This is a genomic window from Clostridium uliginosum, from assembly GCF_900112485.1.
Taxonomy (GTDB): Bacteria; Bacillota; Clostridia; order Clostridiales; family Clostridiaceae; genus Clostridium; species Clostridium uliginosum.
Genome location: NZ_FOMG01000001.1, coordinates 157,802 through 170,254, shown reverse-complemented (window position 1 = coordinate 170,254; position 12,453 = coordinate 157,802). Strand labels below are relative to the sequence as shown.

Below are 12,453 nucleotides of genomic sequence, written 5' to 3'. Positions count from 1 at the left end.
GTTATTTCAGAATTTTTTTAGTCATAAGTATAAGAATAATCAAACGTTAACACAACATACCTTTATTAAATATAATACACAATAAAAAATTAATAAAATTAAAAAATATACCTCAAAATAAAATATCTATAATTAAAGTCTAAAATATTTAAAGAGTAAATTATTATGAATATATAAGAATTTATCTAATATATAAGTTATTCTAAAAATATAATATTACTAATAAATCTATATTAGTGTATAATAGACATTACAAGGAAATAATAATTATTATTTAAAAATAAATTAGGAGGTATATGTTAATGAAAGGAACAGTTGTAGCAACCTGGATGAAGACAAATAGGAAGCTGTTTGGAGATTCAATAGTTGATAAAGCAATGGATTATGTGGGTTGGAGAAGTACTAAAATATTTTCACCTATTGAAAATGTAGATGATCAAGAGGTAAAAAAGATAATTTCATATATAGCAAAGGAAAAAAATATGGAAGTTGGTATGCTATGGAGAAAAATTGGACAAGATAATATAAAATCTTTTAGTAAGGATTATCCAGCATTTTTTAGACATGATAATGTATATTCATTTTTGAAATCTATGTTTGATGTACATGTAGTAATGACAAAAAAATTTGCTGGAGCAAAGCCACCGTTAGTATTAATTGAGCCTATTTCAAGAAGGGAAGCTATATTTAGTTATAATTCATCGAGAGGTATGTTTGATTATTTTCTTGGGATGTTAGACGGATCATGTGAACATTTCAATGAAAAAGTACAGATAGAAGAGATATCAAAAACTAACACTGAACTAAAGTTAAAGCTTATTTTTGATAAGGATATATATTATACTAAGAAATATTTCTTTAACAAATTGCTTTCATTAGGATTTATAAAAAGTTTTGGGGTTAAGGCTGGAGTATTTACATTTTTGATATCTGCAATAGTTATGATACCTATGTTAGGTCTTGACAATATAATTAAAGCATTAATTGGAAGTTTTATAGCTGGTATTGGAGCATTTGTTGGAATTTCTTTAATGATGTCTCCTATGGATGCAATAAAAGAAGAACTTGAACGAATTATAAATAATCAATATAACATTGATGGAAAAATTGTAACAAATGATTTTTTTGAGGAAATATATATTTTGATTAAGAAACATAAAAAAGTTATACAAGCTGATTTTGTTGGATTTAAAGGTATTACAGATGAAATGAATACTTTTGTAGATACAATAAATAAGATATCTGCTTCAATGGATCACACATCTAATGAGATAGGTGGTGTTGTGGAGCAGGTTGCAAATGGTGCTGTTATACAAGCACAAAATACAGATATTGCAGTACAAGCACTTAATGGAAATATTGAAGATTTAAGAGGTATAGTTGAAAATGAAAACACAAACAAATTACAACTTGAAGATGCAATGCAAAAGATAAATAATAGCTATGAAAATGTAGATAGTGCTAGTAAAAATATTTTAACATCTCTAGAAAAATTTAATGAGGTTAAAGTTAAAGGCACACATCTTGAAGGTAAAGCAAAAGATATAACTAACATAGTTTCTATAGTTTCAGGAATATCTGATCAGACCAATTTATTAGCTCTAAATGCATCTATTGAGGCAGCTAGAGCTGGTGAACAAGGTAGGGGATTTGCAGTTGTAGCGGAGGCTATAAGAAAGTTAGCTGAACAGTCTAAAGAGGCAGTGCAAGAAATAAACTCTAATTTAAAACAGTTTGTTGATGAAATAAAGTCTTTAGTAGGAGATATAGAAATTCAATATGTTGTATTAGAAAAGGAGACTGATAATTTAGGTGTTGTTAGAAATATAAGCTTTGAATCTAATCAATCTGTACAAAGTGTAGCTACTTCGATGATAGACACTATAAATAAACTAAATACTGAAGCTAATTCTATAACTAATGTTTATGATAGTATAGAATCTTTAGCAGCTATTGCACAGGAAAATTCAGCATCTTCTGAGGAAGTAAGTGCTAATGTAATAAACTATACTAATGAGATTAAAAAACTTATAGATAATATACATGATTTTAAAGGAATTACTGAAACTTTTAAAAATGATTTGGAGAAGTATAAAATTTAATATTGATAAATTAAATAAACTTTAATAAAATAATATTTTAACAGTGTAATTAATATAATATTATTACAAAATTAATTTCTACCTAAATTAATTTTGTAATGTATTTATTATATATGTTTCAATAATGATGCTACAGTATAAATATTAATATACCAATTTTAAAATAGTTTTTACCATAAGTTTATAAATTACAACATATGTATTAATAGGTTAGAGTATAACTTTAGTAGTTGACAGCAGTTAATTATATTGTTAAAATTACACTTGAAAAAAGAATAACTTATCAAGAGTGGTGGAGGGACTGGCCCTATGAAGCCCAGCAACCTACTTTTAGTAGTTAAGAATTAAGTATTGCTAAGGTACTAATAAAAGCTTTTTAATTAGCAAATCGACTTAACTTAAAAGATGTGGTGCTAAATCCTATTAGATAAGGAGTTTAATATAGTATAAGAATATGTAAAGCTTCACTACTGGTTGAAGCTTTAATTTTTTGCTTAAAATTTCAAAATTAACAATATGAGGAGAGAATCTTAATGAAAAAACAAGGAAGTATAAAATCACTAATACCATTATTGGTATTTTTAGTAGTTTATGTTGGGGTATCTTTGTTAGCTGGAGATATGTATGCAGTATCAATAATAATTCCATTTTTAGCATCAGCAGTAACGGCATTAATTATGAACAGAGGAAAGAGTCTGAATGAAAAATTAGAGATTTTTTGTAAAGGAGCAGGAGATAATAATGTTATTTTAATGATATTAATATTTATACTTGCAGGAGCATTTGCTCAAGTTGCAAAAGATATGGGAGCAGTAGATTCAACTGTAAATTTAGGCTTATCAATATTACCAAGCAATTTATTAATTGTTGGTTTGTTTTTAATTGCATGTTTTATAGCTCTTTCAGTTGGTACATCTATGGGAACTATAGTTGCATTAGTTCCAATTGCAGTTGGCATAGCAGATAAAACTGGAGTTGTAGTAGCTATAGCAGTTGGAGCTGTTGTTAGTGGAGCTATGTTTGGAGATAATTTATCAATAATTTCAGATACAACTATAGCAGCAACAAGAACTCAAGGCTGTCAAATGAAGGATAAATTTAAAATGAATTTTAGAATTGTACTTCCAGCAGCAATAATAACAACAATAATTTTTGCTATATTAACAAGAAATGCAGTAGCAACAGATGTACAAGCATTAAACTATAGCTTGGTGAAAATTATTCCATATATTGTAGTGATAGCATCATCATTATTTGGATTAAATGTTATGGTTGTTTTATTTGGTGGAACGATTATTGCAGCAATTATTGGTTTTGCTTATGGTAGCTTTAATATTATTGGATTATGTAGTTCAATTTCTAACGGAATATCTGGAATGAGTGAATTGATAATTATATCTTTATTAATAGCAGGAACAATAGCTTTAATTAAAGAAAATGGTGGAATAGAATATATATTAAAGAAAGGTCTAAAGAAATTTAAAAATAAGAGAGATGCAGAATTTGGAATAGCGATTTTAGTAAGTTTAGTAGATGTATGTACTGCAAATAACACTATAGCTATAGTAACTGTAGGACCAATAGCTAAAAATATTTCAGATGAGTTTGATTTAGAACCTAAAAGAGTTGCTGGAATAATGGATATGTTTTCTTGTGTTTTTCAAGGAATGATTCCTTATGGAGCTCAATTGATTTCAGCATCTGGATTGGCGGGAATATCCCCCTTTGCTATAATGAAATATTTATTATATCCATACTTAATGGGAGTATGCGCAGTAATATCAATGTTCTGGTATCATAGAAATAAATCTGAAAAATTAAATATAAAAGAAAAAGTATCTTAATATTATGAAAAAGTACTTTTAGTATGAGTAAAATGTGAGTGTTTTTAAGAAGATAAAAAAGCTAGTAAACCAGGGAAATAATAAAATTCCAAGTTTACTAGCTTTTATTGTGGAGGCACCATCCAGATTTGAACTGGAGAATAAAGGTTTTGCAGACCTCTGCCTTACCGCTTGGCTATAGTGCCATACAAAATTATTTAATTTTCTCTATATAAATATATTAGTAATTTTGCCCAAAAGTGTTACACATATAATAAAATTTATTATATGTATTTTTAATTATTAATAATAGCTTCTACTTTTTATGTTCAAGCATAACTTTACATTTAATCCAGGAGAAAATAAAATATAGTTATAATATATATTTTCATTAAGTGTATTGAAACTTTATATTAAGAGCATGCTTTAAATTTCAATAAAGTAACAGTTTAATGTAAGAGGTGGAGAAATGATTAAAAAATTTATAATAATAAATGGAACAATGGGTGTAGGAAAAACTTCTATATGTGAAAATTTACATAAAACTTTACCAAACTCAGCATGGCTAGATGGTGATTGGTGCTGGATGATTAATCCTTTTACCGTAAATGAAGAAAATAAGGAAATGGTTATAAAGAATATAACTTATATATTAAATAATTTCTTAATGAATTCATCACTGGAATATGTAATATTTAATTGGGTTATTGATAGTGATTATATTATGAACCTAATATTAGATAATATGCAAACAAAATCATTTAATATCTATAAAATAACCTTGACATGTTCTAAAGATGAGTTGATAAAAAGAGTTGGTCTTGACATATTAGAAGGTAAAAGAGAAAAAAATAGTATTAATAGAAGCTTAGAAAGGTTAGATCTCTATTCAAAAATGGATACATTAAAAGTGGATACTACATTTAAAGAAATAACTACAATTGTAAATGAAATCAAAAATATTATTCAATAATTTGAAATTATAAGTTAGGTACATGAAAGAAAATAACAAGTCAAAGATACGAAATAGACTAGCTGACTTCCTTGTTATTTTTTTGAATGTGCCTTAAATGAGTTAGTGATCATTATAATGCTCCAGAAGTTTTAATTATAGATATTGATAAATATGATTATGTAAATGTGAAAACAAAAGACTCTCTAATGCATAACATAGAAAGTCTTTTAATCTATTATTCATTATTTTTATCATATAAATGACAAGCAATTTTATGCCCAGTCTCTAATTCAACAAATTTAGGTTCAAAGTGTTTGCAAACATCCATGCACTTTGGACATCTTGTATGAAATCTACAACCGCTTGGTGGATTTATAGGACTTGGTACGTCACCTGATAATATAATTCTTTCTTTTTTAACTTCAGGATTAGGAATAGGTATAGCGGATAATAATGCTTTAGTATATGGATGAAGTGGGTTAGAGTAGAGAGAATCTACATCTCCGATTTCAACTAATTTACCAAGGTACATAACACCAACTCTATTACTAATATGCTTAACAACATTTAAGCCATGTGCTATAAACAAATAAGTAAATCCTAATTTGTGTTGAAGATCTGACAAAAGGTTTAAAATCTGAGCTTGAATTGATACGTCCAATGCTGATACAGCTTCATCACAAACTATAATTTTGGGGTTAACTGATATTGCACGTGCTATTCCAACTCTTTGTCTTTGACCACCACTAAATTCATGTGGATATCTATCTTTATGGTAAGGAGCAAGTCCAACATATCTTAGAAGTTCATTAACTTTATGTTCAAGTTCTTTACCATTTGCAATATTATTTACTTTCATAGGTTCTTTTATTATATCTCCAATCTTCATTCTAGGATTTAATGATGCGTATGGATCTTGAAATATGATTTGAATATTTTTGCTTATATTTTTTCTATTATCTTTTCTAATTTCATTTATGTCTTTTCCTTCAAATAATATTTCACCTGAAGTAGAATCTAATAAATTAACAAGAAGTCTTCCCAGGGTAGATTTACCACAACCAGATTCTCCTACGATTCCTAATGTTTCACCTTTATATATATCAAAAGAAACATCATCAACAGCTTGGACAGACTGAGGTTTTTGAAAAAATCCTGAAGAGGATACAGGGAAAAATTTTTTTAAATTTTTAATTTCCATTAATTTATCCATTATTTTCATCCTCCTTATTTTTATATAAGAAACAACGAACTTCTCTATTTTCTAAAGATATTAAAGGAGGTGATTCATATGTGCATTTATCCATACAATTTGGACATCTATTCCTAAAAGTACATCCAGTTGGTAATTCTAGTGGATTAGGAACAGTACCAGGTATAATAAATAATCTTTCAACATCATCCTCTATTTTAGGAATAGAATTAAGCAAGCCTTTAGTATAAGGATGTTTCGGATCTTTAAAAATATCTTTTATTAAAGCTTTTTCAACCACTTTGCCACAATACATAACAACAACTCTATCAGCAACCTCAGCAACAACTCCTAAGTCATGAGTAATAAGTAAAATTGCAGTACCAAGTTTGTTTTTTAATTCGAGCATAAGTTCAAGAATCTGTGCTTGGATTGTAACATCAAGTGCAGTAGTAGGTTCATCGGCAATTAAAAGTTCTGGATTACAGCTAAGCGCGATTGCAATCATAACCCTTTGTCTCATACCACCACTTAATTGATGAGGGTAGTTATCTATTCTTGCTTCTGGAGAAGGAATACCAACTAAAGTTAGCATTTCTATTGCTCTGTTTCTTGCTTCCTTTTTATTTAAACCTTCATGTTTAATAATTGCTTCAGTAATTTGTCTTCCAATTGTAAAAACAGGGTTTAAAGAGGTCATTGGTTCTTGAAAAATCATAGACAACTGTTTACCACGTAAATTTTGCATTTCTTTTTCTGACTTTTCAAGTAAATTTTCAGATTTAAATAATATTTCTCCAGACATCTTTGTTTTACTAGTTCTCGAATGAAGTCCCATTATAGATAGGGAAGTAACACTCTTACCACTACCAGATTCACCAACTATAGCAACTACCTCGCCTTTATCTACATTAAAATCTACTCCGTTTACAGCTGTAATAGTACCTTTTTTAGTTATAAATTCTGTTTTTAAGTTTTTTATATCAAGTAGCATTTTTAAATTCCCCCCTTATGCATTTAGCTTAGGATCTAAAGCATCTCTAAGCCCATCTCCTAATAAATTAAAAGCTAGGACCGTAAGTGTAATTGCAAATCCAGGGAATAAAATTATGTGAGGAGCATTATAGAAGTAACTTCTACCAGCACCAAGCATAGTTCCCCATTCAGCAAGAGGTGGTTGAACTCCAAGTCCAAGGAATCCAAGTGCTGATGTTTCTAAAATTGCACTAGAAATACCTAGTGTAGCACGAACAATTATTGGAGATAAAATATTAGGAAGCACATGCTTAAAAATTATAACAAAATCATTATTTCCAATAGCTTTTGCAGCTTGTATATATTCACTTTCACGTACAGATAATACACATCCACGTACTATACGAGCATATTCTGGAATCGTAACTATACTGATAGCAATAACAGCTTTGTCAAGGCCTTTTCCAAGAGCACTCATAAAAGCAATTGCTAAAAGTAGGGAAGGGAAAGCAAGAATTATATCCATTATTCTCATTAAGAACATATCAATATTACCACCAAAGTAACCACAAATTGAACCTATTACAGTTCCTATTGATAAGGCTATAGCAACAGAAATAAGACCAACTCTTAAAGATATTTTAGTACCATCAATTACTCTACTAAAAATATCTCTTCCTTGTTCATCAGTACCAAAAAAGTGAGTAGCTGAAGGTGTTTGAAGAGAATTGGATAACTCTCCACTATAAGGATCGTACGGCATTAAAAATTTACCGAATATTGCTATTAAAACTATTAAAGTAATAAAAATTAAACCAATTAAAGCAGCACGGTTTGATATCAATAATGACATAAAATTTTTAAATCTATCTAATATAGTATTTCTTGAAAATTTTTCTTCATTTAAATAAGTAGAGCTTTCTTGTATTAAATTAGTATCCATAATATAGGTCCTCCTTTAAGAGTATTTTATACGAGGATCTATATATGCATAAAGTAAATCTACTAATAAATTTACCATAACAAATACTATTGCCATTATGATAACAGATCCTTGTACAACTGGATAATCTGATTTTAAAATAGCATCAATTGTATAACTACCTATACCAGGCCATGAGAAAACTGTTTCTGTTAAAACAGCGCCACCTAGTAGTGATCCTAATTGAAGTCCAATAACAGTAGAGATTGGAATTAATGCATTTCTAAGTCCGTGACTTCTAATAACTATATTTTCAACAAGTCCTTTGGATCTAGCAGTTCTTATATAATCTTGACCTAAAACTTCAAGCATAGTAGAACGAGTCATACGAGCTATAATAGCTGTTGAATATGAAGCTAATGCTATTACAGGAAGCATCATGTGCTTTAATGAATCCCAAAATGCAATCATATTGCCTGATAATAAGCTGTCTAAAAGATATAATCCTGTAACTTTAACAGGCTCCAAACCAATAGTTGCACGACCTGAAACTGGTAATATATGCAAGTTAACTGAAAATACAACAATTAAAATTAATCCGAGCCAAAATATTGGCATTGACACTCCAATTAAAGAACTTCCCATACAAAGATAATCTATAATTGAATTTTGTTTTACAGCTGAAAGAACGCCTAAAGTAACACCAACTATTGAAGCTACAATTATTGCAACAAGAGCAAGCTCAATAGTTGCAGGAAATCTAGAAAAAATTTCTTTTGCTACAGCTGTTTTAGTTATAAGAGAATCACCAAAATTTCCTTGTGACATACCTTTCATAAAATCAAAATATTGAATGTATAATGGGTCATTTAATCCTAATTGTTCTCTTAAAGAAAGAATTTGATCTTGACTTGCATGTTGCCCTAAAATTATTGAAGTTGGATCAGAACTAAATACATGCATTACTAAAAATACTAATATTGAAACTCCAAAAAGTACTGGTATAAGTAGTAATATTCTTTTAATTATATACTTGATCATAAATTCACCTCTTTTTTTAATGTTAAATTATGAGGCTCCGATTTTATCGGAGCCTCTAAAAATATGATTTAGATTTTATTCTTTATCTATATTTTTAAAGAAGACTGTACCAGTTGGGTGAATTGTAAAGTTTTTAATCTTTGGAGTTGAAGCTGCCATTTGCTTTGCATATGAAATTGGAACCCATGCTGCATCTTTAGCAAGTAAATCTTGAAGATCACCATATAAAGCTTTTCTTTCATCTCCATTAGGTAATTTTCTACCTTTAGCTAACAACTCATCTACTTTAGGATTTGAATATCTAGCTACATTTAAACTACTAGCAATTTCTTTACTATCAAGTAATGACAAGAAGTTATCTGCATCTCCATTATCTCCATTCCAACCGTAGAATAATATCTCACCTTCACCTTGTTGTGTCTTTTCTTTATATTCAGTCCATTGATACACATCAATAGTTGCAGTAACACCAACTTTGCTTAAGGAATTTTGAACTGCTTCTGCGAGTTTTTGACCACCAACAGAGTTGTAAGGTCTAGGATTTGAATAAGTAATCATCTTTATATTAAGATTTTCTTGTCCTAGTTCTTTTAACATTGCTTTTGATTTATCAGGATCATATCCATATGAAGTTACATCTTTTTTATATCCAGGTATAAAACTTGGAAGTTGTGTTTTTGCAACATCTGCATAACCTTGATATAAGTATTGAACTAAATCTTCACGATTAATAGCATATGATAAAGCTTCTCTTAGTTTTGGATTATTAAATGGAGCTCTTTCACAGTTAAAGGCCATGTAGTTTATATTCATTCCAGGTTCGTTAAATATATTTATTTGTTTTTCTTTTAATTTTGGAACATCATTTGGATCTAATCCATCCATAGCATCAATAGAACCAGTCATAAGTTCACTAGCTCTTACTGAATTTTCTTTAGTAATTTTAATTACTACTTTGTCTAAGATAGGCTTTTCACCCCAATAATCATTATTTTTTTCAATTGTAACTTTTTCTCCTTTGTCCCAAGATACAAATTTGAAAGGACCAGTACCAACTGGATGTTCATTTAGGTTACCATTATATTTTTCAAGTGCAGTTGGACTTACAATTGGAGCTGCAAGTGCCATTGCAAGATTTGATAAAAATGGAGTACTTGGAGCATTAAGTGTGAATTTAACTGTATTGTTATCAAGAGCTTCAACCTTATTAACTCCAGCAAATGTAAATGAAGCATAAGGCATGTCATCAGTTGCATTTGGAGGTAATTGTCTTTGAACAGATTTAATTACTGCATCTGCATTAAAATCAGTCCCATCGTGGAATTTCACACCCTTTTTAAGATGAAATGTGTATTCAGTGCCATCATTACTAATGTCCCAGCTTTCAGCTAAACAGGGTTTAACATCTGTATTGTCATCTCCATAGGACACTAATCCTTCATAAACATTACAAATTACTTTAGCTGATTCACCATCATCAACAAAAGCAGGATCAAGTCCCCTTGGATCAGCGCCTTGAGCAAAAATAAATGTTTTATTGCCAGTCGAGTTTTTTGTGCTTGTAGCTTGTCCACCACAACCTACAAGAAAAGTAGTAGCAAGTATCGCTGATAAAATAAGCGATAATACTTTCTTTTTCATAAAATAGCCCCCTCATTATTATAAATATTATCCTTTATAGGATATTAAAAAAGAATAAATGATATTATGTAATTTTAAATATAAACAGTATTATTTTTTAAATAGCTTAAATATATTTTACATAATAATTCAAATAATACTTAAATTTACCATTTGATAATTTATATGATTATATCATACTTATATAAAAAAGTATATATTTTATAAACAAATCAGTATAAATATAATGGATACTTTGTATATTATATAAGAAAAATTAAAAAAAGTTAACGATATGATAATTTACAAACTTTTAAATTGAAGATAATTTTAGTGATTATTAAAAATGAAGAAAAAAGTCGTAAGATAATATTTGTAATTATTATAGAGAAATTTCAAGTAGGAGTAAGTAGTTTATACAATATAACGTTAACGTAGCATACCTTTACTTAAAAAATAAAAACACAATAAAAAAATCTAATAAAATTTAAAATACAAAACACAAAATAACACCTTAAAATTAGGCACTGTTTCAACAGAGTGTTGATATTGTAGTATAAAGCTCATGGACAGAGGAATTTACTTTAAGAACCTTAAAAAACCCCTGTTGATTTTGTACAATTATACACACTCAACAGGGGGGGATGATATATAAAATTAAAAATCAACGATATAAAAATCTGTTTATAATCAGTAATTTACTCTAATTAGCCAAAACTTCATTTTTTTATCACTCCATCCTAAATCCCAGGGAACATTATTTCTATCTGTATTATGACAAGTTACTAAGGAGTATCCTTTCGAATCAACTCCAGTAACCACAGATACATGAGTTATATCTCCTTTTTTTTCATAAGCTACAAAATCACCAGGAAGAAGTTTATAGGAAGCCTTATATACTTTTTCATAATTTCCAGTAGAAATAACTGATGCTCTTCCGCTATTTAACATGTAGTAAGTAAACTTGCCAGCATTTACCCAAGGTGCTGTTGCATTTCCTTTTTCATAATTCCATGCAGAATTTTTTTTGAATTTGCCCCCTTCATGCAATACCTGTGAAGCAAAGTTTGCACAATCTCCTCCCTCACAGTTGAAATTTTTATACTTTTTATTATATTTAAATTCATGTTCTTCAATAGTTGATAAGCCACAATATTTTTCTGCATATTCCATTGCATTTTTTCTTCTTTCATTAATATTAGAAAGATCTCTAGCTTGTTGTGAAGTGATATATTGTTTAATGTCATCCGCTTTAATATTTTCTAAACTTAACGAATCGGCAAAAGGATCTGTATACCATTCCTTTGCTATTATCCATTTTCCATCTTTATTAGTTAATTGAAGAGAATGAGATGTTCCAATTCTTGAATTATTAACTAGCTGTGGCTCATTTAGATAGATGTATTTATATTCTGTATCACATAACACAAAAAAAGAAGCTTTGTCTTTTTTAACTTTACATTTTGTGATTAATATCTTAGGTGTTATATCTGTAAATTTAACTCCTTGTTTTTGTGCCCAGTTATTTATATATTTTACCTTTTTTTCTTCATACTCATAAGCCCATTGTCCCAATTTAGTATCAGTAGCATATATATGCTCTAAGCAGTCTAAGTCTTGAGTTAATATTGCTTTGCTTTTTATTGAAAATATATTTTCTACATAACTTTTTACTTCAGAATCAGTATCAGTAAGTGCTAAGACTTTTTGTTCGCTACAAACATTGATACATAAACATATAAGTGCAATTATAATAATTCCTATGAATATTGATGAGTTTTTCTTAAACTTAGATATCCACATAAGTACTACCTCTTTCTAAA

Annotated in this window: 9 protein-coding genes, 1 tRNA gene and 1 riboswitch; of the genes, 3 read left to right on the top strand and 7 right to left on the bottom strand. The window is 28.8% G+C overall.

The annotated features are described in order from the left end of the window. Positions 1-302 precede the first annotated feature (302 nt). Positions 303-2,102 carry a heme NO-binding domain-containing protein gene (locus tag BM027_RS00760; protein WP_090087751.1) on the top strand — a complete coding sequence of 600 codons (1,800 nt, stop codon included), beginning with the start codon at positions 303-305 and terminating at the stop codon, positions 2,100-2,102. Positions 2,103-2,379: 277 nt separating this feature from the next. Next, positions 2,380-2,536, top strand: a riboswitch (SAM riboswitch). 99 nt (positions 2,537-2,635) lie between these two features. Beyond that, a complete protein-coding gene (locus BM027_RS00755) occupies positions 2,636-3,946 on the top strand; it encodes a Na+/H+ antiporter NhaC family protein (protein ID WP_090087747.1) in 1,311 nt (436 codons plus the stop codon). Positions 3,947-4,056: 110 nt separating this feature from the next. On the opposite strand, the gene BM027_RS00750 is transcribed toward BM027_RS00755, so the two are convergent. Next, positions 4,057-4,131, bottom strand: a tRNA-Cys gene (locus BM027_RS00750). Between the two features lie 263 nt (positions 4,132-4,394). Between BM027_RS00750 and BM027_RS00745 the strand changes: the two genes are divergently transcribed. Further along, positions 4,395-4,898 carry an AAA family ATPase gene (locus BM027_RS00745; RefSeq protein WP_090087745.1) on the top strand — a complete coding sequence of 168 codons (504 nt, stop codon included), beginning with the start codon at positions 4,395-4,397 and terminating at the stop codon, positions 4,896-4,898. A 217-nt stretch (positions 4,899-5,115) separates the two neighbouring features. On the opposite strand, the gene BM027_RS00740 is transcribed toward BM027_RS00745, so the two are convergent. From BM027_RS00740 to BM027_RS00715, 6 genes are all read right to left on the bottom strand, one after another. Next, complete coding sequence (locus tag BM027_RS00740) at positions 5,116-6,093, bottom strand: ABC transporter ATP-binding protein (protein ID WP_090087741.1); 978 nt, start codon at positions 6,091-6,093, stop codon at positions 5,116-5,118. Beyond that, positions 6,086-7,066: an ABC transporter ATP-binding protein gene (locus BM027_RS00735; protein WP_090087738.1), complete on the bottom strand. Its 981-nt coding sequence runs from the start codon at positions 7,064-7,066 to the stop codon at positions 6,086-6,088. Before BM027_RS00735 ends, BM027_RS00740 begins: the two co-directional genes overlap by 8 nt. Before the next feature lie 15 nt (positions 7,067-7,081). Then, positions 7,082-7,990, bottom strand: coding sequence for a nickel transporter permease (nikC, locus tag BM027_RS00730; RefSeq protein WP_090087735.1), 909 nt, complete (start codon positions 7,988-7,990; stop codon positions 7,082-7,084). Between the two features lie 15 nt (positions 7,991-8,005). Continuing rightward, complete coding sequence (locus BM027_RS00725; protein ID WP_090087732.1) at positions 8,006-9,010, bottom strand: ABC transporter permease; 1,005 nt, start codon at positions 9,008-9,010, stop codon at positions 8,006-8,008. A gap of 75 nt (positions 9,011-9,085) precedes the next feature. Then, a complete protein-coding gene (locus BM027_RS00720; protein ID WP_090087729.1) occupies positions 9,086-10,651 on the bottom strand; it encodes an ABC transporter substrate-binding protein in 1,566 nt (521 codons plus the stop codon). A gap of 669 nt (positions 10,652-11,320) precedes the next feature. After that, complete coding sequence (locus BM027_RS00715; RefSeq protein ID WP_090087726.1) at positions 11,321-12,433, bottom strand: amidase domain-containing protein; 1,113 nt, start codon at positions 12,431-12,433, stop codon at positions 11,321-11,323. Between the last annotated feature and the right edge of the window lie 20 nt (positions 12,434-12,453).